Origin of the sequence: Enterobacter sp. ENT02 (assembly GCF_019219165.1) — a bacterium.
GTDB classification, from domain to species: Bacteria; Pseudomonadota; Gammaproteobacteria; order Enterobacterales; family Enterobacteriaceae; genus Enterobacter; species Enterobacter mori.
The window spans coordinates 84,042-107,935 of the sequence record NZ_JAHUWD010000011.1 but is presented as its reverse complement, the minus strand read 5'-3'; the positions used below and the strand labels follow the sequence as shown (position 1 = coordinate 107,935).

At 56.5% G+C, this 23,894-nt stretch carries 19 protein-coding genes and 1 rRNA gene; 16 read left to right on the top strand and 4 right to left on the bottom strand.

The window, feature by feature from the left end:
• The 5 genes from rrf to aceK form a co-directional block, all read left to right on the top strand.
• A 5S ribosomal RNA gene (rrf, locus tag KW829_RS21805) occupies window positions 1-103 on the top strand; the annotation flags it as partial.
• A gap of 173 nt (window positions 104-276) precedes the next feature.
• The gene (gene metA / locus KW829_RS21800) at window positions 277-1,206 is read left to right on the top strand and encodes a homoserine O-succinyltransferase (RefSeq protein WP_218309079.1); all 930 of its coding nucleotides are present in this window, start codon (window positions 277-279) and stop codon (window positions 1,204-1,206) included.
• Window positions 1,207-1,476: 270 nt separating this feature from the next.
• Window positions 1,477-3,078 (top strand): malate synthase A, encoded by a 1,602-nt coding sequence (gene aceB, locus KW829_RS21795; protein WP_218309078.1) that lies wholly within the window; start codon window positions 1,477-1,479, stop codon window positions 3,076-3,078.
• A gap of 31 nt (window positions 3,079-3,109) precedes the next feature.
• On the top strand, window positions 3,110-4,414 hold the full coding sequence (aceA, locus tag KW829_RS21790) for an isocitrate lyase (RefSeq protein WP_218309076.1): 1,305 nt from the start codon (window positions 3,110-3,112) through the stop codon (window positions 4,412-4,414).
• Window positions 4,415-4,524: 110 nt separating this feature from the next.
• Complete coding sequence (gene aceK, locus KW829_RS21785) at window positions 4,525-6,264, top strand: bifunctional isocitrate dehydrogenase kinase/phosphatase (RefSeq protein ID WP_218309075.1); 1,740 nt, start codon at window positions 4,525-4,527, stop codon at window positions 6,262-6,264.
• A gap of 68 nt (window positions 6,265-6,332) precedes the next feature.
• Here aceK and iclR read toward each other — a convergent pair whose 3' ends face one another.
• Entirely contained in the window at window positions 6,333-7,160 is an 828-nt protein-coding gene (gene iclR / locus KW829_RS21780) for a glyoxylate bypass operon transcriptional repressor IclR (protein ID WP_074136400.1), read from the bottom strand.
• A gap of 193 nt (window positions 7,161-7,353) precedes the next feature.
• On the opposite strand from iclR, the gene metH reads away from it, so the two are divergent.
• The 5 genes from metH to rluF all read left to right on the top strand — a co-directional run bounded on the left by metH (window position 7,354) and on the right by rluF (window position 14,359).
• Complete coding sequence (gene metH, locus KW829_RS21775; RefSeq protein ID WP_172701806.1) at window positions 7,354-11,037, top strand: methionine synthase; 3,684 nt, start codon at window positions 7,354-7,356, stop codon at window positions 11,035-11,037.
• Between the two features lie 201 nt (window positions 11,038-11,238).
• Window positions 11,239-12,870 carry a Na/Pi cotransporter family protein gene (locus tag KW829_RS21770; protein ID WP_218309073.1) on the top strand — a complete coding sequence of 544 codons (1,632 nt, stop codon included), beginning with the start codon at window positions 11,239-11,241 and terminating at the stop codon, window positions 12,868-12,870.
• Between the two features lie 95 nt (window positions 12,871-12,965).
• Window positions 12,966-13,259, top strand: coding sequence for a type II toxin-antitoxin system CcdA family antitoxin (locus tag KW829_RS21765; RefSeq protein WP_032666560.1), 294 nt, complete (start codon window positions 12,966-12,968; stop codon window positions 13,257-13,259).
• On the top strand, window positions 13,259-13,432 hold the full coding sequence (locus KW829_RS21760) for a CcdB family protein (protein WP_023334123.1): 174 nt from the start codon (window positions 13,259-13,261) through the stop codon (window positions 13,430-13,432). Before KW829_RS21765 ends, KW829_RS21760 begins: the two co-directional genes overlap by 1 nt.
• Before the next feature lie 54 nt (window positions 13,433-13,486).
• A complete protein-coding gene (gene rluF, locus KW829_RS21755) occupies window positions 13,487-14,359 on the top strand; it encodes a 23S rRNA pseudouridine(2604) synthase RluF (RefSeq protein WP_172701805.1) in 873 nt (290 codons plus the stop codon).
• On the opposite strand, the gene KW829_RS21750 is transcribed toward rluF, so the two are convergent.
• From KW829_RS21750 to lysC, 3 genes are all read right to left on the bottom strand, one after another.
• Window positions 14,360-14,632 (bottom strand): DUF3811 domain-containing protein, encoded by a 273-nt coding sequence (locus KW829_RS21750; RefSeq protein ID WP_218309072.1) that lies wholly within the window; start codon window positions 14,630-14,632, stop codon window positions 14,360-14,362. It abuts the gene before it with no gap.
• A gap of 50 nt (window positions 14,633-14,682) precedes the next feature.
• Window positions 14,683-15,627 (bottom strand): ketopantoate/pantoate/pantothenate transporter PanS, encoded by a 945-nt coding sequence (gene panS, locus KW829_RS21745; RefSeq protein ID WP_172701804.1) that lies wholly within the window; start codon window positions 15,625-15,627, stop codon window positions 14,683-14,685.
• A gap of 93 nt (window positions 15,628-15,720) precedes the next feature.
• On the bottom strand, window positions 15,721-17,070 hold the full coding sequence (gene lysC, locus KW829_RS21740) for a lysine-sensitive aspartokinase 3 (protein ID WP_089598598.1): 1,350 nt from the start codon (window positions 17,068-17,070) through the stop codon (window positions 15,721-15,723).
• Between the two features lie 375 nt (window positions 17,071-17,445).
• Between lysC and pgi the strand changes: the two genes are divergently transcribed.
• The 6 genes from pgi (at window position 17,446) to psiE (ending at window position 23,825) form a co-directional block, all read left to right on the top strand.
• Window positions 17,446-19,095, top strand: coding sequence for a glucose-6-phosphate isomerase (gene pgi, locus KW829_RS21735; RefSeq protein ID WP_218309070.1), 1,650 nt, complete (start codon window positions 17,446-17,448; stop codon window positions 19,093-19,095).
• A 366-nt stretch (window positions 19,096-19,461) separates the two neighbouring features.
• Window positions 19,462-19,704 (top strand): exopolysaccharide production protein YjbE, encoded by a 243-nt coding sequence (yjbE, locus tag KW829_RS21730; protein WP_008503423.1) that lies wholly within the window; start codon window positions 19,462-19,464, stop codon window positions 19,702-19,704.
• A 63-nt stretch (window positions 19,705-19,767) separates the two neighbouring features.
• Window positions 19,768-20,406 (top strand): YjbF family lipoprotein, encoded by a 639-nt coding sequence (locus KW829_RS21725; RefSeq protein ID WP_218309069.1) that lies wholly within the window; start codon window positions 19,768-19,770, stop codon window positions 20,404-20,406.
• On the top strand, window positions 20,403-21,140 hold the full coding sequence (locus KW829_RS21720; RefSeq protein WP_218309067.1) for a capsule biosynthesis GfcC D2 domain-containing protein: 738 nt from the start codon (window positions 20,403-20,405) through the stop codon (window positions 21,138-21,140). Before KW829_RS21725 ends, KW829_RS21720 begins: the two co-directional genes overlap by 4 nt.
• Window positions 21,140-23,236: a YjbH domain-containing protein gene (locus KW829_RS21715; RefSeq protein WP_218309065.1), complete on the top strand. Its 2,097-nt coding sequence runs from the start codon at window positions 21,140-21,142 to the stop codon at window positions 23,234-23,236. The genes KW829_RS21720 and KW829_RS21715 overlap by 1 nt, the downstream gene beginning before the upstream one ends.
• A gap of 178 nt (window positions 23,237-23,414) precedes the next feature.
• Complete coding sequence (gene psiE, locus KW829_RS21710; RefSeq protein ID WP_000202963.1) at window positions 23,415-23,825, top strand: phosphate-starvation-inducible protein PsiE; 411 nt, start codon at window positions 23,415-23,417, stop codon at window positions 23,823-23,825.
• The last annotated feature ends 69 nt before the right edge of the window (window positions 23,826-23,894 follow it).

Here is a 23,894-nt window from a genome sequence, read left to right as displayed (position 1 = left end):
GCGCGGTGGTCCCACCTGACCCCATGCCGAACTCAGAAGTGAAACGCCGTAGCGCCGATGGTAGTGTGGGGTCTCCCCATGTGAGAGTAGGGAACTGCCAGGCATCAATTAGAAGAACCCCGTACCGTAAGGTGCGGGGTTTTTTGCTTTTGTTTTTCCCCCTCCTTGAAACTTTCTCACCTTACGCTTGCAGGCTCGACATTATGCCCGTTTCTGGGTATCGTTAGCTATCTGGATGTCTAAACGTTTATACGTATGTTGTGAGGATATTAAGTTATGCCGATTCGGGTGCAGGACGAGCTACCAGCCGTCAATTTCTTGCGTGAAGAAAATGTCTTCGTCATGACGGCTTCGCGTGCGACAGGTCAGGAAATTCGCCCGCTGAAGGTGCTTATTCTCAATCTGATGCCAAAAAAGATCGAAACGGAGAACCAGTTTCTGCGCCTGCTGTCGAATTCTCCGCTGCAGGTCGATATACAGCTGCTGCGGATCGATGCCCGCGAGTCGCGTAACACGCCTTCTGAGCATCTGAACAACTTCTACTGTAACTTCGATGACATTCAGGGTGAAAACTTCGACGGACTGATTGTGACCGGTGCGCCGCTCGGTCTGGTTGAATTTAACGATGTCGCCTACTGGCCACAGATCAAACAGGTCCTGGAGTGGGCAAAAGATCACGTCACGTCCACATTGTTTGTCTGTTGGGCGGTACAAGCCGCACTGAATATTCTTTATGGCATCCCCAAGCAAACCCGCAATGAAAAACTCTCCGGCGTATACGAACACCACATTCTTCATCCACATGCGTTGCTGACACGTGGTTTCGATGACTCTTTCCTGGCCCCACATTCTCGCTACGCCGATTTCCCGGCCCAGCTGATTCGTGATTACACCGATCTGGAGATCCTGGCCGAAACGGAAGATGGAGATGCTTATCTGTTTGCCAGCAAGGATAAACGTATTGCTTTTGTGACCGGGCATCCTGAATACGATCCGCATACTCTCGCGTCAGAGTATTTCCGTGATGTCGAAGCGGGTCTTAATCCGGAAGTACCGTACAACTATTTCCCAAAAGACGATCCGCAAAACAAACCGAGAGCAACCTGGCGCAGCCACGGGAATTTGCTTTTCACTAACTGGCTCAACTATTACGTCTACCAGATAACGCCATACGATCTGCGTCACATGAATCCGACGCTGGAGTAATCTTCTGCACTAAACGATCCTAAAGCGTTTCAGCTATTCAAATCAGGCACCTTCGGGTGCCTTTTTTATTTCCGAAATGCCACTCACCATTCGATTAAACTTTAATCTCAATAAAATCAATAAATTAATTGCAATTAACAATTAAAATGGAAATTGTTTTTGATTTTGGAAAAAATATAGATAGTCTTAATTCTGCTGAGCGAAAACTACCCAACGATCTTTCGTTCGCATCGGGGGCGTGATTTTGGATCTTTGATGAGGAGCAGAGTAATGACTCAACAGGCAACGACGGTCGATGAACTGGCCTTTACCCAGCCGTATGGCGAGCAAGAACAGCAGGTTTTGACGCCAGAAGCGGTAGAATTTCTGACTGAGCTGGTGACCCGCTTTACGCCACAGCGTAATAAGCTGCTGGCGGCACGTATTCATCAGCAGCAGGAAATTGACGATGGCAAGTTGCCTGGCTTCATTTCGGAAACCGCTTCCATTCGCCGTGGTGAGTGGAAAATTCGCGGCATTCCTGAAGATTTACAGGATCGTCGCGTTGAGATCACCGGTCCGGTAGAGCGTAAAATGGTGATCAACGCCATGAACGCGAATGTTAAAGTCTTTATGGCCGATTTCGAAGACTCGCTGGCGCCGGACTGGCGTAAGGTCATCGAGGGGCAGATCAACCTGCGCGACGCTGTAAACGGCACCATCAGCTACACCAACGAAGCCGGTAAAATTTATCAGCTCAAGCCGAACCCGGCGGTGCTGATCTGTCGCGTACGCGGCCTGCACCTGCCTGAAAAACATGTCACCTGGCGTGGGGAAGCCATTCCGGGCAGCCTGTTTGATTTCGCACTCTATTTCTTCCACAACCATAAAAGCCTGCTGGCAAAAGGCAGCGGCCCCTATTTCTACCTGCCAAAAACGCAGTCCTGGCAGGAGGCGGCCTGGTGGAGCGAAGTGTTTAGCTACGCGGAAGACCGTTTTGACCTGCCGCGCGGCACCATCAAGGCCACGCTGCTGATTGAAACGCTGCCTGCGGTATTCCAGATGCATGAAATCCTGCATGCGCTGCGCGATCATATTGTCGGCCTGAACTGCGGACGCTGGGACTACATCTTCAGCTACATCAAAACCCTGAAAAATCACGGCGATCGTGTGCTGCCGGATCGTCAGGTGGTCACCATGGATAAACCATTCCTCAGCGCCTACTCGCGTCTGCTGATCAAAACTTGCCACAAGCGCGGTGCCTTTGCGATGGGCGGCATGGCGGCATTCATTCCGAGCAAAGATGCAGAACGCAATAACCAGGTGCTCAACAAGGTGAAAGCCGATAAAGAACTTGAAGCACGTAACGGCCACGACGGCACGTGGATTGCCCATCCAGGTCTGGCCGATACGGCGATGGAGGTCTTTAACCGCGTGCTTGGTGACAATAAAAACCAGCTGTTTGTCACGCGTGAAGACGATGCACCCATCGCAGAAGAACAGCTGCTGGCACCGTGTACGGGTGAGCGTACGGAGGAGGGCATGCGTGCCAATATCCGCGTCGCGGTCCAGTACATCGAAGCGTGGATCTCCGGTAACGGCTGCGTGCCTATCTATGGCCTGATGGAAGATGCCGCGACGGCGGAGATCTCTCGCACCTCCATCTGGCAGTGGATCCATCATCAAAAAACGCTCAGCAACGGCAAACCGGTGACTAAATCCCTGTTCCGCCAGATGCTGGCCGAAGAGATGCGGGTGATCCAGGACGAGCTGGGCGAACACCGCTTCAGCAGCGGACGTTTTGATGACGCTGCGCGCCTGATGGAGCAAATCACCACATCAGATGACTTAATCGACTTCCTGACCCTGCCGGGCTACCGCTTCCTGGCGTAACTCACCACATAACAATATGGAGCATCTGCACATGAAAACCCGTACCCAACAAATCGAAGAGTTAAAGAAAGAGTGGACTCAACCGCGCTGGGAAGGCATCCGCCGTCCGTACAGCGCAGAGGAAGTGGTGAAATTACGCGGCTCGGTCAACCCGGAGTGCACGCTGGCACAGAACGGTGCGGCGAAAATGTGGAAGCTGCTGCACGGTGGCTCCAAAAAGGGCTACATCAACAGCCTCGGCGCGCTGACCGGCGGTCAGGCGCTGCAGCAGGCGAAGGCCGGGATCGAGGCGATTTACCTCTCCGGCTGGCAGGTCGCGGCGGACGCTAACCTGGCCTCCAGCATGTACCCGGATCAGTCGCTCTATCCGGCTAACTCCGTGCCGTCGGTGGTGGATCGGATCAACAACACCTTCCGCCGTGCGGATCAGATCCAGTGGGCCGCCGGTATCGAGCCAAACGATCCGCGCTTTACGGATTACTTCCTGCCGATCGTCGCGGATGCAGAAGCGGGCTTCGGCGGCGTGCTGAACGCCTTCGAGCTGATGAAATCGATGATTGAGGCCGGTGCAGCGGCCGTTCACTTCGAAGACCAGCTGGCGTCAGTGAAGAAATGCGGACACATGGGCGGTAAGGTGCTCGTTCCTACACAGGAAGCCGTACAGAAGCTGGTTGCGGCGCGTCTGGCTGCTGACGTGCTCGGCGTGCCGACGCTGGTGATTGCCCGTACCGATGCGGACGCGGCGGACCTGATCACCTCTGACTGCGACCCGTACGACAGCGAGTTCATCACTGGCGAGCGTACCAGTGAAGGCTTCTACCGTACCCATGCCGGCATTGAACAGGCTATCAGCCGTGGCCTGGCGTACGCGCCTTATGCGGACCTGGTCTGGTGTGAAACCTCAACGCCGGATCTGGCGTTGGCAAAACGCTTTGCCGACGCCATCCACGCGAAATACCCGGGCAAGCTGCTGGCCTACAACTGCTCGCCGTCCTTCAACTGGCAGAAAAAGCTGAATGACAAAACCATCGCCAGCTTCCAGCAGCAGCTGTCCGACATGGGCTACAAATACCAGTTCATTACCCTGGCAGGCATCCACAGCATGTGGTTCAACATGTTCGACCTGGCGCACGCCTACGCGCAGGGTGAGGGCATGAAGCACTACGTTGAGAAGGTGCAGCAGCCGGAGTTTGCCGCGGGTAAAGACGGCTACACCTTCGTGTCTCACCAGCAGGAGGTGGGAACCGGTTACTTTGATAATGTGACTACGATTATTCAGGGCGGCACCTCCTCCGTCACCGCCTTAACGGGCTCAACCGAAGAAGCACAGTTCTGATTTTCCCCCCTCACCCCGGCCCTCTCCCCGAAGGGGCGAGGGGGGAAAACAGATTCGCACCAGACCGTTCCCTCTCCCCTTTGGGGAGAGGGCTAGGGTGAGGGGAATATATGTCGCGTGGCCTGGAATTGCTGATTGCCCAAACCATTTTGCAGGGCTTTGATGCCCAGTATGGTCGTTTTCTTGAAGTGACATCCGGCGCGCAGCAGCGCTTCGAACATGCAGACTGGCATGCGGTTCAGCAGGCCATGAAGCAGCGTATTCATCTCTACGACCACCACGTGGGTCTGGTGGTGGAGCAACTGCGCTGTATTACCGACGGTAAAAGCCCGGACGCGGATTTTTTACTGCGCGTCAAAGAGCATTACACCCATTTGTTACCCGATTACCCGCGCTTCGAGATTGCGGAGAGCTTTTTCAACTCCGTCTATTGCCGGTTATTTGACCACCGCTCATTATCTCCTGAGCGGTTATTTATCTTCAGCTCCCAGCCGGAGCGACGCTTTCGTTCCATTCCGCGTCCGCTGGCGAAAGACTTCTTTCCCGATCGCGGATGGGAAAAGCTCCTGCACCGCGTGCTAACGGATCTGCCGCTGCGCTTGCCCTGGGAAAATAAAACCCGGGATATCGGTTATATCCACGCGCATCTCAACGAAACCTTCGGCGCGGAGGTGCTCAGCCGCAGCCATTTGCAGGTTGCCAACGAGCTTTTCTACCGCAATAAAGCCGCCTGGCTGGTGGGCAAACTGGTTACGCCAACCGCTATTGTGCCGTTTCTGCTGCCGATTCACCGTACCGACGACGGGGAACTGTTTGTCGATACCTGCCTGACTACCGGCGCCGAGGCCAGCATCGTATTTGGCTTCGCCCGCTCCTATTTCATGGTGTACGCCCCGCTGCCTGCCGCTCTGGTGGAGTGGCTGCGCGAGATCCTGCCGGGCAAAACTACCGCCGAGCTGTATATGGCGATTGGATGCCAGAAGCACGCCAAAACGGAAAGCTACCGGGAGTACCTGCGCTATGTCACCACGGCCGACGAGCAGTTTATCGAAGCGCCAGGCATTCGCGGTATGGTGATGCTGGTCTTTACGCTGCCGGGTTTCGACCGGGTCTTTAAGGTGATTAAAGACAGATTCGCGCCGCAGAAGGAGATGAGCGCTGCGCACGTCCGCGCCTGCTATCAGCTGGTTAAAGAGCACGACCGCGTCGGGCGGATGGCAGATACCCAGGAATTCGAAAACTTTGTGCTGGATAAACAGCAGATCGACCCGGCGCTCATGGCGCTGTTAATGCAGGAAGCGCCCGCGAAAATCACCGATCTTGGTGACAAAATCGTGATCAGCCATCTCTACATCGAACGCCGCATGGTACCGCTGAATATCTGGCTTGAGCAGTCTGACGGTCAGGCCTTACGTGACGCCATTGAAGAATACGGCAACGCGATTCGCCAGCTTGCCGCCGCCAATATTTTCCCCGGCGACATGCTGTTTAAAAACTTTGGCGTCACCCGTCACGGGCGGGTGGTGTTCTACGATTACGACGAAATTTGCTACATGACCGAGGTGAATTTCCGCGATATCCCACAGCCCCGCTACCCGGAAGATGAGCTGTCCGGTGAGCCGTGGTATAGCGTCTCGCCGGGGGACGTGTTTCCGGAGGAGTTTCGCCACTGGCTGTGCGCCGACCCGCGCATCGGGCCGCTATTCGAAGAGATGCATGAGGATCTTTTCCGCGCCAGCTACTGGCGCGGGCTGCAAACGCGGATCAAAAATGGGCACGTGGAAGATGTGTACGCTTACCGCCGCAAGCAGCGGTTTAGCATCCGATTTTCTCCCTCTCCCGCAGGGTGAGGTCATCATGTTTTCTCCCTCTCCCTGTGGGAGAGGGCCGGGGTGAGGGCATCAGGCCGCACTCAATCTTAACGGATCCCGCCGTACGCCAGCGTCACCTCTTTCGCCGCCTTAATCACCAGCGCACCCAACTCGGTCACGCGGTCGTCGGTCATGCGTGAAATGGGGCCGGAGATGGAGATGGCGGCAAACGGCTCGCGGTGCTCGTCAAAAATACAGGATGCCAGGCAGCGCAGGCCCAGCGCATGCTCCTCATCATCAAACGAGTAGCCGCGCTTGCGGGTCAGGGCCAGATCTTCTTTCAGATGCACGGGCGAGACTAGCGTGGCGTGGGTATAGGCGTGCAGACCTTTACGGTGCAGCAGCCCCGTCACCTGCTCCTCGCTCAGCTGCGAGAGAAACGCTTTCCCCGCCCCGGACGCGTGCATGGGCAGCTTGCCGCCAATCGGTGCGGACATACGCATCAGCTGTGTGCACTGCACCTGGTCGATGATAATCGCCTGGTGGTCGCTCTGGTCCAGCACCGCCAGGTTGACCGTCTCGCCGGAGTCTTCCATCAGCTTGCGCAGAATCGGATGCACAATCGCCAGCAGGTTGCGGCTCTGCAGGAAGCTGCTGCCGACGATAAACGCATGCGCGCCCACCGCCCAGTGCCCCAGTTCGCCCACCTGACGGACAAAGCCCAGCTGCTGCATGGTGGTTAGCAGGCGGTGCGTCGTGGAGTTCGGCAGACCAGCCTGCTGGGCCAACTCGGTCAGGGCCACGCTGCCGTGCGACTCGGCTATCCACTCCAGCAGCTTCAAACCACGCGTGAGCGATTGAACCTGTCCGCCGGGTTGTGCTGCGGTGGTGGCAGCTGGCTTTCTACCGCGTTTGGCGGGAACGGTCGTGACCATGACGATCTCCTTTTTCTGTATCGTGGAAATCATTTTCGTTTTATTTGGTGATTTTGCAACCGCTTTCATGACTGATCGGAGGAGTGATGGTGAACATGTCTCATGTTACCGCTGTGTGACTTTTCCACCCTGCGAGATTGTGCCAGTATGGAACCCAGCCTTTTGGCCTTGTTGAGCGTTGTCGGGAGCAAGTGTGAGCAGCAAAGTAGAGCAACTGCGTGCGCAGTTAAATGAACGAATTCTGGTGCTGGACGGCGGCATGGGCACCATGATCCAGGGTTATCGTCTCGGTGAAGACGATTTCCGCGGCGAGCGCTTTGCCGACTGGCCCTGCGACCTGAAGGGGAACAATGACCTTCTGGTGCTTAGCAAGCCGTCCGTTATTAAGGATATCCACAACGCCTACTTCGAGGCGGGTGCGGATATCGTTGAGACCAACACCTTCAACTCGACAACCATCGCCATGGCGGATTACCAGATGGAATCCCTGTCGGCGGAGATCAACTTTGAAGCCGCAAAGCTTGCGCGCGCCTGCGCCGACGAGTGGACGGCCCGCACGCCGGACAAACCGCGCTACGTTGCCGGGGTGCTTGGCCCGACGAACCGCACCGCGTCGATTTCACCGGACGTCAACGACCCGGCGTTTCGTAATATCACCTTTGACCAGCTGGTGGCCGCCTACCGCGAATCGACCAGAGCGCTGGTGGAAGGCGGTTCCGACCTGATCCTGATTGAAACCGTATTCGACACCCTCAACGCCAAAGCGGCGATTTACGCGGTGAAAGAGGAGTTCGAGGCGCTGGGCGTTGACCTGCCGATCATGATTTCCGGCACCATCACTGACGCTTCTGGCCGTACACTGTCCGGCCAGACAACCGAAGCGTTTTATAACTCCCTGCGCCACGCCGAAGCGCTCTCCTTTGGCCTCAACTGTGCGCTGGGGCCAGATGAACTGCGCCAGTACGTGCAGGAGCTTTCCCGTATCGCGGAATGCTACGTCACCGCCCACCCGAACGCCGGTCTGCCGAACGCGTTCGGTGAATACGATCTCGATGCCGACACCATGGCGGCGCAAATCCGCGAGTGGGCCGAGTCTGGCTTCCTGAACATCGTCGGCGGCTGCTGCGGCACCACGCCGGAGCACATCGCGGCCATGAGCAACGCCGTGGCCGGGCTGCCGCCGCGCAAGCTGCCCGAGCTTCCGGTTGCCTGTCGCCTTTCCGGCCTTGAGCCGTTGACCATCGGCGACGACAGCCTGTTTGTGAACGTGGGTGAGCGTACTAACGTCACCGGTTCGGCAAAGTTCAAGCGCCTGATCAAAGAAGAGAAGTACAGCGAAGCGCTGGACGTTGCCCGCCAGCAGGTGGAAAGCGGCGCGCAGATTATCGATATCAACATGGACGAGGGGATGCTCGACGCCGAAGCGGCGATGGTGCGTTTCCTCAATCTGATTGCCGGTGAGCCGGACATCGCCCGCGTGCCGATCATGATTGACTCTTCCAAATGGGAAGTCATTGAAAAAGGGCTGAAGTGCATCCAGGGCAAAGGCATCGTTAACTCCATCTCGATGAAGGAGGGGGTTGATATCTTTATCCACCACGCGAAGATGGTCCGCCGCTACGGTGCCGCCGTGGTGGTGATGGCCTTCGACGAAGTGGGCCAGGCGGATACCCGCGAGCGCAAAATCGAGATATGCCGCCGCGCGTACAAGATTTTGACCGAAGAGGTGGGCTTCCCGCCGGAAGATATCATCTTTGACCCGAATATCTTCGCCGTCGCGACCGGGATTGAAGAGCACAACAACTACGCCCAGGACTTTATCGGGGCGTGTGAAGACATCAAGCGTGAACTGCCGCATGCGCTGATCTCCGGCGGCGTGTCGAACGTGTCGTTCTCGTTCCGCGGCAACGACCCGGTGCGTGAAGCGATCCACGCCGTGTTCCTCTACTACGCCATCCGCAACGGAATGGACATGGGGATCGTTAACGCCGGGCAGCTGGCAATTTACGACGACCTCCCTGCCGAGCTGCGCGATGCCGTTGAGGACGTGATCCTTAACCGCCGTGACGACGCCACCGAGCGCATGCTGGACCTGGCGGAGAAATACCGCGGCAGCAAATCGGATGAGGCGGCAAACGTACAGCAGGCCGAGTGGCGTTCCTGGGACGTGAAAAAGCGTCTGGAATATTCGCTGGTCAAAGGCATTACCGAATTTATTGAACTCGACACTGAAGAAGCACGTCAGCAGGCCGCCCGTCCCATCGAAGTGATCGAAGGCCCGCTGATGGACGGCATGAACGTGGTCGGCGATCTGTTCGGTGAGGGCAAAATGTTCCTGCCGCAGGTGGTGAAATCCGCCCGCGTGATGAAGCAGGCGGTGGCGTATCTCGAGCCCTACATCGAAGCCAGCAAAGAGAAAGGCTCCAGCAATGGCAAGATGGTGATTGCCACCGTGAAGGGCGACGTGCACGACATCGGCAAGAATATCGTCGGCGTAGTGCTGCAGTGTAATAACTACGAAATTATCGACCTCGGCGTGATGGTCCCGGCGGACAAAATCCTCAAGACCGCGCGCGAGGTGAATGCTGACCTGATTGGCCTTTCCGGGCTGATTACCCCGTCCCTGGACGAGATGGTCAACGTGGCGAAAGAGATGGAGCGTCAGGGCTTTACCATCCCGCTGCTGATTGGCGGAGCGACCACCTCGAAAGCGCACACGGCGGTGAAAATCGAGCAGAACTACAGCGGCCCGACGGTTTACGTGCAAAACGCCTCGCGCACCGTGGGCGTGGTCTCCGCGCTGCTCTCCGACACCCAGCGCGACGATTTTGTGGCGCGCACCCGCAAAGAGTACGAAACCGTTCGCATCCAGCACGGCCGTAAGAAGCCACGCACCCCGCCTGTTTCACTTCAGGCGGCGCGCGACAACGATCTGGCGTTTGACTGGTCCAGCTATACGCCGCCGGTCGCACACCGTCTGGGCGTGCAGGACGTAACGGCAAGCATCGAGACGCTGCGCAACTACATTGACTGGACGCCGTTCTTTATGACCTGGTCGCTGGCGGGCAAATATCCTCGTATCCTGGAAGATGAGGTGGTAGGAGAGGAGGCGAAGCGTCTGTTTAACGATGCCAACGACATGCTCGACACGCTGAGCGCAGAGAAAACCCTCAACCCGCGCGGCGTGGTGGGCCTGTTCCCGGCGAACCGCGTGGGCGACGACGTGGAAATTTACCGCGATGAAACCCGCACCCACGTGCTGGCGGTCAGCCGCCATCTGCGCCAGCAAACGGAGAAAGTGGGCTTTGCCAACTACTGCCTGGCCGATTTCGTCGCACCTAAGTTAAGTGGTAAAGCCGACTACATCGGCGCCTTTGCGGTAACCGGCGGTCTGGAAGAAGACGCGCTGGCGGATGCGTTCGAAGCGAAGCACGATGATTACAACAAAATCATGGTGAAAGCGATCGCTGACCGCCTGGCGGAAGCCTTCGCCGAGTACCTCCACGAGCGTGTGCGTAAGGTGCACTGGGGCTACGCGGCGAATGAGAACCTCAGCAACGAGGAACTGATCCGCGAAAATTACCAGGGTATTCGCCCGGCGCCGGGCTATCCGGCCTGCCCGGAGCACACCGAAAAAGGCACCATCTGGAAACTGCTGGACGTGGAAACACATACCGGCATGAAGCTCACCGAGTCGTTCGCCATGTGGCCGGGCGCGTCTGTTTCCGGCTGGTATTTCAGCCATCCGGACAGCAAGTACTTTGCCGTGGCTCAGCTGCAGCGGGATCAGATCGAAGATTATGCCCTGCGCAAAGGCATGAGCGTGTCTGAAGTGGAACGCTGGCTGGCACCGAATCTGGGCTACGACGCCGACTAAAATCACTTTTCCTTACAACAAACAGGGCGCTCATGGGGCGCCCTGTCTCTTTCTTACGTTTAAACCCTTATACTGAAATAAGGTTCTAACCCTATTGCCCGGTGGCGCTGCGCTTGCCGGGCCTACGCGTAGCCGTCATTCGGCAAGGCAACGCGCAGCGAACCTCAGGAAAATAGATAACGATAAGGAGGAAAACCTTCCGTGTTGACGTTGTTACACCTGCTCTCTGCAGTCGCACTGCTCGTTTGGGGCACCCATATCGTCCGTACCGGCGTGATGCGCGTGTTCGGCGCGCGATTACGTACCGTCCTCAGCAGCAGCGTTGAGAAGAAGCCGCTCGCGTTCTGCGCGGGCATCGGCGTTACGGCGCTGGTGCAAAGCAGCAACGCCACCACGATGCTCGTCACCTCGTTTGTGGCGCAGGATCTGGTCGCACTCGCCCCGGCGCTGGTGATCGTTCTGGGGGCCGACGTCGGTACCGCGCTGATGGCGCGTGTTCTGACCTTCGATCTCTCCTGGCTGTCGCCGCTGCTGATTTTCCTCGGCGTGATCTTCTTCCTTGGCCGTAAGCAGACGCGTGCGGGACAGCTTGGCCGCGTGGGGATTGGCCTCGGGTTGATCCTGCTGGCGCTGGAGCTGATTGTTCAGGCGGTTACCCCTATCACCGAAGCCAACGGCGTGCAGGTCATCTTCGCCTCGCTGACCGGGGATATCATGCTGGATGCACTGATCGGTGCGGTGTTTGCTATCGTCAGCTACTCCAGCCTGGCGGCAGTTCTGCTGACGGCCACGCTCACCGCTGCAGGCGCGATCTCCTTCCCGGTGGCGCTGTGCCTGGTGATCGGGGCCAACCTCGGCTCCGGCCTGCTGGCGATGCTCAATAACAGCGCCGCCAATGCCGCCGCCCGCCGCGTGGCGCTGGGCAGCCTGCTGTTTAAGCTGGTGGGCAGCCTGATTATTCTGCCGTTCGTTCACCCGCTGGCGAACCTGATGGACAACCTTCCGCTACCGAAGGCGGAGCTGGTGATCTACTTCCACGTCTTCTACAACCTGGTGCGCTGTCTGGCGATGGTGCCGTTCGCCGCGCCGATGGCCCGCTTCTGCGAGCGCCTCATCCGCGATGAACCGGAGCTGGATGCGCGCCTTAAGCCGAAGCATCTGGATACCTCGGTGCTGGATACGCCCGCGCTGGCTATCGCTAATGCCGCCCGTGAAACGCTGCGCATGGGCGATGCGATGGAAACCATGCTCGAAGGGCTGCAGAAGGTGATGCACGGCGAGCCGCGCGAAGAGAAAGAGCTGCGCAGGCTGGCAGACGACATCAACGTGCTGTACACCGCCATCAAGCTCTATCTGGCGCGCCTCCCGCAGGACGAACTGGCGGAAGAGGAGTCCCGACGCTGGGCGGAAATTATCGAGATGTCGCTCAACCTTGAGCAGGCGTCGGATATCGTTGAACGTATGGGCAGCGAGATCGCCGACAAAGCCCTGGCCGCGCGTCGAGCGTTCTCGGGCGAAGGGCTGAAGGAGCTGGAAGCGCTGCACGAACAGCTGGTCAGCAACCTGAAGCTGGCGATGTCGGTCTTCTTCTCAAGCGACGTACCGAGCGCGCGCCGCCTGCGCCGCAACAAGCACCGTTTCCGCATTCTGAACCGCCGCTACTCGCACGCTCACGTCGAGCGTCTGCACCAGCAGAACGTGCAGAGTATCGAAACCAGCTCCCTGCATCTGGGGCTGCTGGGGGATATGAAACGTCTCAACTCGTTGTTCTGCGCGGTGGCGTACAGCGTGATGGAGCAACCGGATGAAGATGACGAGCGGGATGAGTATTAATCTCTGAAAGCGCCTCGCAAAACGGTTTTGTGAGGCGTGACTCCCCATAAAGAGCAATTTATTCTTCAACCCTTACATTTTTAAAGGAATAGGAAGTGCTCAATTATTACGCTACACTTCGCCAATTCATGCGCATTCCAATGGGGGTTCTCATGCGCGGTGCTAATAGCATTAAAAAATCAGTGAATGTTTCCCTGTCGCCCGACATCCTTGAAGAGGCGCGAAGGCTTAAACTTAACCTTTCTGCCGTGCTAACGGCGGCTTTGCAGGAGCAATTTCGTGAACATCGGCGCGCAGAGTGGCTGGAAGAAAATAAAGCTTCGATTGACGCCATTAACCAGTGGGTTGATGAAAACGGCTCCTTTAGTGACTTTCAGAGGTCGTTCTGATGAAGCATGTACTGGTCGCTCCCGCCGTTGAGGTCGCGGGAAAACCCTGCGTGGTCATGATGCACATGATGGCAGGCATATCGCCAAAAGAGTTAGGCGAGCGTGTTGCCGATCTTACGCAAAACCGGGCTTCACTGCGGGATGCACTCGATTTTTTGATCAACGGCTACTAACACTTTTTTGTCAGCCGCAAGGTAAGGTATATTTCGCCCTTCACAGGAGAAACTATGCTGCCAACTCAATCAACCCGATTAAACAAATACATTAGCGAGAGCGGGATCTGCTCACGTCGCGAGGCTGACCGTTACATTGAACAAGGTAACGTGTTTCTTAACGGCAAACGCGCCACCATCGGAGACCAGGTGGTGCCTGGCGATGTGGTTAAAGTGAATGGTCAGGTCATCGAGCCGCGTGATGCTGAAGACCTGGTGTTTATCGCGTTGAACAAACCGGTTGGGATTGTCAGCACCACGGAAGACGGTGAGCGGGACAACATCGTTGATTTCGTGAACCACAGCAGCCGTATCTTCCCGATTGGCCGTCTGGATAAAGACTCTCAGGGGCTGATTTTCCTTACCAACCACGGTGACCTGGTCAACAAAATTCTGCGTGCCGGTAACGACCACGAGAAAGAGTACATTGTCACGGTGAACAAGCCGGTGACGGACGAATTTATTCGTGGCATGGGCGCGGGCGTGCCGATCCTCGGTACCGTCACGAAAAAGTGTAAGGTCAAGAAAGAAGCACCGTTCGCGTTCCGCATTACGCTGGTGCAGGGCTTAAACCGTCAGATCCGCCGCATGTGCGAGCACTTCGGTTATGAAGTGACGAAGCTGGAACGCACGCGCATTATGAACGTCAGCCTGTCGGGCATTCCGCTCGGCGAGTGGCGTGATTTAACCGGAGACGAGCTGATCGAGCTGTTCAGGCTTATCGAGAACTCATCCTCCGAAGCGAAGCCGAAAGCTAAAGCGAAACCGAAAACGCAGGCCATTAAGCGCCCGGTGGTGAAGGCGCCGCAGGCGGAAGAGAAAGGTCGAGGCAAACCGGCCAACGGAAAACGCTTTGCCCAGCCTGGCCGCAAAAAGAAAGGGCGCTAATTAGCGCCTTCCACGGGTTGAGGTCGTGGCCGACCAGGAAAAGGTCGTTTCAGTATCCGGCTTATAGGCCTGCTGCTTTTTCAGTTTGCGGGCTTTCTTCGCCTCGGCGTCACGCTGAGCTATCAGTTTATCGATGTACTCCTTTTTCACCTGATTGGTTTCGGCGTTCGTCAGCGTACGGCCATGTGCGATGCGCGCGCGGTCGAGAAGCGTTTTAAGTTCGCGCTGCTCGGCTTCCGTCATGTCTTTCTGGGTCAATCGTGGTGTAGCCATTGCTGAAGCCTCCTGAGAGAGAGGCTTCAGTGTAAAGCAAGTACCGCCAATTAACCCTGTTTCACCGCATCTTTTTTCGTTTGCCCATCAATCGGTTTGCCGGACCAGTAGCCCGCCAGCAGCGAACCGGACAGATTATGCCAGACGGAGAACAGGGCTCCCGGCAGTGCCGCCAGCGGTGAGAAGTAGATTTTCCCGAGCGCCGCCGCCAGGCCGGAGTTCTGCATGCCCACTTCGATTGCCAGCGTGCGGCAGGTCGATTCGTCAAAGCCAAACAGCTTCCCGCCCCAGTAGCCGCCCAGCAGGCCGATAGTGTTATGCAGCACCACCGCGATAATCACCACAAATCCTACGGAAGCAATGTGCGACGCGGAGCCCGCCACCACGGCGCTGATGATGGCCAGAATACAGACCATCGAAAACGCAGGCAGATACGGCTCAACCGCTTTCACCACGCGTGGGAAAAGATGGTGAATCACCAGACCCAGCGCAATCGGGATCACCACGATTTGCAGAATGCTCAGCAGCATACCCATCACGTCAACCTGGATATGCGCGTCTACATACAGGCGGGTTAACAGCGGTGTGGCAATTACGCCAACCAGCGTTGAGACGGAAGAGATAGTGACGGAGAGTGCCACGTCGCCTTTCGCAAGAAAGATCATCACGTTTGACGCCGTGCCGCTGGCCACGCTGCCCACCAGCACCATCCCGGCGGAGAGGTCGGGCGGCATCTTAAAAGCCATAGCCAGCAGCCACGCCGCAAGCGGCATCACCAGGTAGTGGAGGAAGATCCCTGCAGCAACCGGAGCCGGGCGGGACAGCACGCGCTTAAAGTCGTCGATTTTCAGATGTACGCCCATACCGAGCATAATCAACATTAGCAGCGTGGTGACCCACGGGCCAATACCGGTGAACGTGGTGGGGGTGTAATACGCGAGTACGGAGAGCAGCAGCGCCCATAACGGGAACAGCCGCGTGATGGCGGATAACATAGTGGTTTCCTTGCAGTATTGTCGTGTTGTTTAGTTATGAAAAAGCCGGGTCTGTGCCCGGCTTGTAGATAATGTTTATCGTGCTAACGAATTTTATTCAAACAAATTCTGATGAAGTTTCTGCACCACCTGCTCCGCCTGGTCGGCTGGGACCAGGAAGCAGAGGTTGTAGCTGGACGCGCCGTAGCAGATCATGCGGATGCTGAACGGGTCGAGCACGCCGAAGACCTCTTTGCCCACGCCGCAGGCGCGCGACAGCTTATTGCCAATGATGGCCACCAGCGCCAGATCTTCTTCTACCTCAACCCGGCACAGTTCAGACAGTTCAATCAGCAGTGACTGCGTCAACAGGGTGTCGCCGGTAGACGTTGAGCCAGTGGTGTCCAGCGTCAGCGCAATGCTCACTTCAGAGGTGGTGATCAGGTCCACGGAGATGTTGTGGCGCGCCAGAATGCCAAACACTTCCGCCAGGAAGCCGCGAGAGTGCAGCATATTATGGCTGTGTAACGTCACCAGCGTCTGCTTACGGCGCAGGGCCAGCGCGCGGAACAATGGCGGGTTCTCGGTTTTCTTGCAGACCAGCGTGCCGCCCGCTTTTGGATCTTTACTGGAACCCACGAAGACAGGAATATCGCTGCGCACTGCAGGCAGGAGCGTCGCTGGGTGCAGCACTTTAGCGCCGAAAGTCGCCATTTCAGCCGCTTCTTCAAACGCGATTACATCGATACGTTTTGCCGCAGAGACCACACGAGGATCGGTGGTGTAGATACCTGGAACATCTGTCCAGATATCCACGCGGGTGGCGTGCAGCGCTTCGCCCAGCAGCGCGGCGGTGTAGTCGCTGCCGCCACGGCCAAGGGTGGTGGTGCGGCCTTTCGCTTCACTGCCAATAAAGCCCTGAGTGATCACCATGCCTTCCGCCAGGCGCGGGGCCAGCTGCTGGTTGGTCAGTTCAGCCAGCGCTTCAACGTCCGGTTCGGCGCGGCCAAAGCGGTCGCTGGTACGCATGATTTTACGCACGTCAAACCACTGCGCCTGAACGTTACGTTCGCGCATGATTTCAACAAACAGCAGGGTGGACATCAGTTCACCGTGGCTGACCAGTTCGTCGGTCAGGGCGGTGGAGGTCGCCAGGGAAGCCGCTTCTGCCAGGGTGGTAATATTTTCCAGCAGACGTTCCACTTCCTCGCGGATCACGTTCGGATTTTGCAGACGTTCCAGGATGTCGAACTGAATTTTGCGCAGTGCATCCAGCTTCACGAAACGTTCTGTCGCTTCAAGTCCTTCAGACAGAGAAACCAGCAGGTTCGTCACGCCAGCGGATGCAGAAAGCACCACCAGGCGGGTATTCGGATCGGCCAGCACCACATCGGCGCTGCGGTTCATGGCATCGTAATCGGCCACACTGGTGCCGCCAAACTTGGCGACCACAAAACTCGTCATAACAACCTCGTGTCAGGGAATGAATAGAGCGACCATGGCACAAGAAAGAAACGAAAACAGGTGCAGGCGCAAAATACGGCCCTATAAATAAAATGTGGGGGAGGTCCTGTCAATGCTGGGATTATGCGGATTTTTTATGGGGGGGTACCCCTCAGTAACAGGACTTATAACAGGGCCATATTTTATGCTCCCTTTTAGCCTGTTTTGGGCGACATTTCGCCGCCCCAGGAGGCTCCGCCAGCAGCTATACTTTTCGGGTCTTTTCACCTGCGTTTGATGCAGGCCAGGGCAATGGCATAAAAACCATCACAATTTTTATTTGCAGGCGCTACAATCGACCGCAGTCACAATTCTCAAATCAGAAGAGTATTGCTAATGAAAAACATCAATCCAACGCAGACCGCTGCCTGGCAGGCACTACAGACACATTTTGATGAAATGAAAGACGTCACCATCGCGGATCTGTTCGCGAAAGATGCCGATCGTTTCAATAAGTTTTCCGCAACCTTCGACGACCTGATGCTGGTGGATTTCTCCAAAAACCGCATTACCGAAGAGACGCTGGCAAAACTGCAGGATCTGGCGAAAGAAACTGAGCTGGCCGACGCCATCAAATCCATGTTCTCCGGTGAGAAGATCAACCGTACCGAAGACCGCGCCGTGCTGCACGTAGCCCTGCGTAACCGTAGCAATACGCCAATTATCGTTGACGGCAAAGACGTCATGCCGGAAGTGAACGCGGTGCTGGAAAAGATGAAAGCCTTCTCTGAAGCGATCATCTCCGGTAGCTGGAAAGGCTACACCGGCAAGGCTATCACCGACGTGGTGAACATCGGTATCGGCGGTTCTGACCTCGGCCCATTCATGGTGACCGAAGCGCTGCGTCCGTACAAAAACCACCTCAACATGCATTTCGTGTCTAACGTTGATGGTACCCATATCGCCGAAGTGCTGAAGAAAGTGAACCCGGAAACCACCCTGTTCCTGGTCGCGTCCAAAACCTTCACCACCCAGGAAACCATGACCAACGCCCACAGCGCGCGCGACTGGTTCCTGAAAACGGCTGGCGACAACAAACACGTGGCGAAACACTTCGCGGCGCTGTCTACCAACGGTAAAGCGGTGGGCGAGTTCGGTATTGATACCGCGAACATGTTCGAGTTCTGGGACTGGGTTGGTGGCCGCTACTCACTCTGGTCCGCGATTGGTCTGTCCATCATCCTGTCTGTGGGCTTCGACAACTTCGTTGAGCTGCTCTCCGGCGCGCACGCGATGGATAAACACTTCTCCACCACCGCACCGGAGAAAAACCTGCCGGTGCTGCTGGCGCTGATCGGTATCTGGTACAACAACTTCTTCGGCGCTGAAACCGAAGCGATCCTGCCGTACGACCAGTACATGCACCGCTTTGCGGCCTACTTCCAGCAGGGCAACATGGAATCCAACGGTAAATACGTTGACCGTAACGGCAACGCGGTGGATTACCAGACTGGCCCAATCATCTGGGGCGAGCCAGGCACCAACGGCCAGCATGCGTTCTATCAGCTGATTCACCAGGGTACCAAAATGGTACCGTGTGATTTCATCGCGCCGGCTATCACGCACAACGCATTGTCTGACCACCATCCGAAGCTGCTGTCCAACTTCTTCGCGCAGACTGAAGCGCTGGCGTTCGGTAAATCTCGCGAGGTGGTTGAGCAGGAATACCGTGACCAGGGTAAAGATCCGGCAACCCTGGACCACGTTGTGCCTTTCAAGGTATTCGAAGGCAACCGTCCAACCAACTCCATTCTGCTGCGCGAAATCACCCCGTTCAGCCTGGGCGCGCTAATTGCCCTGTACGAGCACAAGATCTTCACTCAGGGCGCTATCCTGAACATCTTCACCTTTGACCAGTGGGGCGTTGAGCTGGGCAAACAGCTGGCAAACCGCATTCTGCCAGAGCTGGGTGACGATAAAGCAATCGACAGCCACGACAGCTCAACAAACGGCCTGATTAACCGTTATAAAGCATGGCGTGCGTAATAAATATGTCATGAAAAATGCCGGCGATATGCCGGCATTTTTTTATCGGATAATTCCTGATGTCTGTTAGTTAACTCAAATTCTGGTTCTGAGTTTTATCTGAAAAAGCCCGTTAACCCGTTAATCACTGCGGTTTATTTTAGGAAAATCCGGATAATTAAATTATTAGTGATTAATTATATATTGTTGATTTTTAATCATAATATATTTTAGTTATTCGTCTTATGTTTCGTTTTTATCCATTAGTCTGAAAACTCCCTCCCTATTTATCCGTACGGCAATCCCGCTGCTTTAGTTGTGTATACTCGAATCCGCCTGAATTTCTTTTCGGGCAAATCTCCATTCATTCATTGAAGGGAAATTGTTATGAAAAAAGTACTGTATGGCATTTTTGCCATATCTGCGCTTGCGGCGACATCTGTTTATGCAGCTCCGGTTCAGGTCGGGGAAGCAGCAGGGTCGGCTGCGACGTCTGCGTCTGCGGGAAGTTCTACCGCAGCCAGCGCCAGCACCGTAAGTTCAGCCGTGGGTGTCGCGCTGGCGGCAACCGGTGGCGGTGATGGCTCCAATACCGGAACCACGACCACCACGACGACCAGCACCCAGTAATAGCGGGTGTTTTAATCATAACCACACTTCGGTGTGGTTATTTCGCCCCTTCGGAGAAGAGTCGTGAAGCGACCTGCAATCATTATGATTTGCCTGCTGTTGCAGGCGTGCTCAGCCACTACCAAAGGGCTGGGGAATTCCCTGTGGGACAGCCTGTTCGGTACGCCGGGCGTGCATCTGACCGATGACGAACTGCAGAACATGCCGTATGCCAGCCAGTACATGCAGCTAAACGATGGCCCGCAACTGTTTGTGGTGCTCGCTTTCGATGAAAACGGGCAGCAGAAATGGGTGACGCAGGATCAGGCCACCATCGTGACGCAGCATGGTCGTATCGTGAAAACGCTGCTTGGTGGCGACAATCTGCTTGAGGTAAACAATCTCGCCGACGATCCGCTGATCAAACCTAACCAGATTACCGACGGCGCAAGCTGGACGCGCACAATGGGTTGGACCGAACACCAGCAGGTGCGCTACGCCACGGCGCGTTCTACCTTCCGCTGGGACGGCACAGACAGTGTCAACGTCGGTAGCGACGAAACGCAGACTCGCGTGCTGGATGAAGAGGTCACGACCGACCAGGCGACCTGGCATAACCGTTACTGGATAGATGAAGAAGGGCAAATTCGCCAGTCCTTGCAGTATCTCGGTGCCGATTTCTTCCCGGTGAAAACAACCCTGATCAAGGCGGCGAAATCATGAAAACGCTCATCCACATTGCGCTTCTCGCCAGTCTTGCCACGCCGCTGGCATGGTCAGCGGGAACAGTGAAAGTCTACACGCCGGACAACGCGCAACCCAAAACCTTAACTAACGCAGAGCATCTGCTCGATCTCGTTGGACAGCCAAGGCTGGCTAATAGCTGGTGGCCGGGAGCGGTCATCAGCGAGCGTCAGGCAACGGTAGCGGCGGAACAACAACACCATGCCCTGCTGGCTCGCCTGACGGGTTTGGCGGAGCAGGAAGACGGCGACGATGCCGCCGCTATCAACAACGTTCGCCAGCAGCTCCAGGCGCTGAAGGTAACAGGCCGCCAGAAGGTGAACCTTGATCCAGATGAAGTGCGCGTCGCGGAAAAGGGTAACCCCACGCTTGAAGGGGAGTACACGCTCTGGCTGCCGGTGAAGCCGACGACGGTGACCGTGATGGGGCTAATCAGCAGCCCGGGCAAAAAGCCCTTTACCCCCGGTCGCGATGTGGCGAGCTATCTCGATGAACAAAGCCTGCTGAGCGGCGCGGATAACAGCTACGCCTGGATTGTTTACCCCGACGGGCATACGCAAAAAGCACCCGTAGCATACTGGAATAAGCGACATCTCGAACCCATGCCCGGCAGCGTGATTTTTGTCGGCTTTGCCGACCATTTCTGGACGAAGGCGTATGACGGGCTTAATGCCGATATCCTTCATTCCCTGACGCAGCGGATACCGGATTAATGAAAAGAACCTATCTCTACAGCATGCTGGCGCTGTGCGTAAGCGCTGCCTGCCATGCGGAAACGTATCCGGCGCCCATTGGGCCGTCGCAATCAGACTTCGGCGGCGTCGGTTTACTGCAAACCCCTACCGCGCGTATGGCGCGCGAGGGGGAGATCAGCCTCAACTACCGCGACAACGACCAGTATCGCTACTACTCCGCCTCCGTACAGTTGTTCCCGTGGCTCGAAACCACGCTGCGCTATACAGACGTGCGAACGAAACAATACAGCAGCGTCGACGCGTTCTCCGGCGATCAGACCTATAAGGACAAGGCCTTCGACGTCAAGCTGCGACTCTGGGAAGAGAGCTACTGGATGCCGCAGGTTTCCGTAGGCGCGAAAGATATCGGCGGGACCGGCCTGTTTGATGCGGAATACGTCGTGGCCAGCAAAGCCTGGGGGCCGTTTGACTTCTCATTGGGGCTTGGCTGGGGCTATCTGGGTACCAGCGGTAACGTCAAAAACCCGTTCTGTACCTACAGCGATAAATACTGCTACCGCGATAACAGCTACCAGAAAGCGGGCTCCATCAACGGGGATCAGATGTTTCATGGTCCGGCCTCGCTGTTTGGCGGCGTGGAGTATCAAACGCCCTGGCAGCCATTACGCCTGAAGCTGGAGTATGAAGGGAATGATTACTCGCAGGACTTCGCCGGGAAAATTGAGCAGAAGAGCAAGTTTAACGTCGGCGCCATTTACCGCGTCACCGATTGGGCCGACGTTAACCTCAGCTACGAGCGTGGCAATACCCTGATGTTTGGCTTCACGCTGCGCACCAACTTTAACGATATGCGTCCGCACTATAACGACAATGCGCGGCCCGCGTATCAGCCGGAGCCGCAGGATGCGATCCTCCAGCACTCCGTGGTCGCCAATCAGCTGACGTTACTGAAATACAACGCCGGCCTGGCCGATCCGAAAATTCAGACCAAGGGCGACACGCTGTACGTCACCGGCGAGCAGGTGAAATACCGCGACTCGCGCGAAGGGATCGAGCGCGCCAACCGGATCGTGATGAACGATCTGCCGGAGGGGATCCGCACGATCCGCGTGACGGAAAACCGCCTCAACATGCCACAGGTGACGACCGAAACGGACGTCGCCAGCCTCAAGCGCCATCTGGAAGGTGAACCGCTCGGGCATGAAACCGAGCTGGTGCAAAAACGCATCGAGCCCGTGGTGCCAGACACCACCGAGCAGGGCTGGTATATCGATAAATCCCGCTTTGATTTCCATATCGACCCGGTGCTGAACCAGTCCGTCGGCGGGCCTGAAAACTTCTATATGTACCAGCTGGGCGTGATGGCGACGGCGGATCTGTGGGTCACCGACCACCTGCTGACCACCGGCAGCCTGTTTGGCAACGTCGCTAACAACTACGATAAGTTCAACTACACCAACCCGCCAAACGACTCAACGCTGCCTCGCGTGCGTACCCGCGTGCGTGAGTATGTGCAAAACAATGCTTACGTGAACAACCTGCAGGCCAACTACTTCCAGTACTTCGGCAACGGCTTCTACGGCCAGGTGTACGGTGGGTATCTGGAAACCATGTTTGGCGGTGCGGGGGCGGAGGTGCTGTACCGTCCTGTTGACAGCAACTGGGCGTTTGGGATTGACGCTAACTACGTCAAACAGCGTGACTGGCGCAGCGCGCAGGACATGATGACGTTCACCGACTACAGCGTCAAAACGGGTCACCTGACCGCCTACTGGACGCCGTCGTTCGCGCAGGACGTGCTGGTGAAAGCCAGCGTCGGCCAGTATCTGGCGGGCGATAAGGGCGGTACGCTGGATATCTCCAAACACTTCGACAGCGGCGTCGTGGTGGGCGGTTATGCCACCATCACCAACGTCTCGCCGGACGAATACGGGGAAGGGGACTTCACCAAAGGGGTCTATGTGTCGATTCCGCTGGATCTCTTCTCGTCAGGACCAACCCGCAGCCGTGCGGCGATTGGCTGGACGCCGCTGACGCGCGACGGCGGCCAGCAGCTTGGACGTAAGTTCCAGCTGTATGACATGACCAGTGATAAGAACGTTAACTTCCGCTGATGTTTCTTTGCCCGGTGGCGCTGCGCTTACCGGGCCTACGATAGTGTTTTTGTAGGCCGGGCAAACGCAGTGCCGCCCGGCAAGAATGCTCATGCGAACAAAACATAAACAAAAAATATAGATCCCCGTCACATTTTTGCGTTATACAGGAACCTCGCCCTGGAGAATGAGGTGCTGTATGACATCCCTGACGCGTCCGCGCGTTGAGTTTATCTCAACGATCCTCCAGACCGTGCTGAACCTCGGTCTGCTGAGCCTTGGCCTGATACTGGTCGTCTTTCTCGGCAAAGAGACGGTGCATCTGGCGGATGTACTGTTCGCCCCTGAACAAACCAGCAAATATGCGCTGGTGGAAGGACTGGTGGTCTACTTTCTCTACTTCGAATTTATCGCCCTGATTGTGAAATACTTTCAGTCCGGCTTTCACTTCCCGCTGCGTTACTTTGTCTACATTGGGATCACCGCGATAGTGCGGCTGATCATCGTCGATCATAAATCCCCGCTCGACGTGCTGATCTACTCGGCGGCGATCCTGCTGCTGGTGATCACCCTCTGGCTGTGCAACTCGAAGCGGCTGAAACGCGAATAAAAAAATGGCGGCCCGGAGGCCGCCTAACAACAGTCACAAGTTGGGTCAATACAATACGTCTAAAGTTGA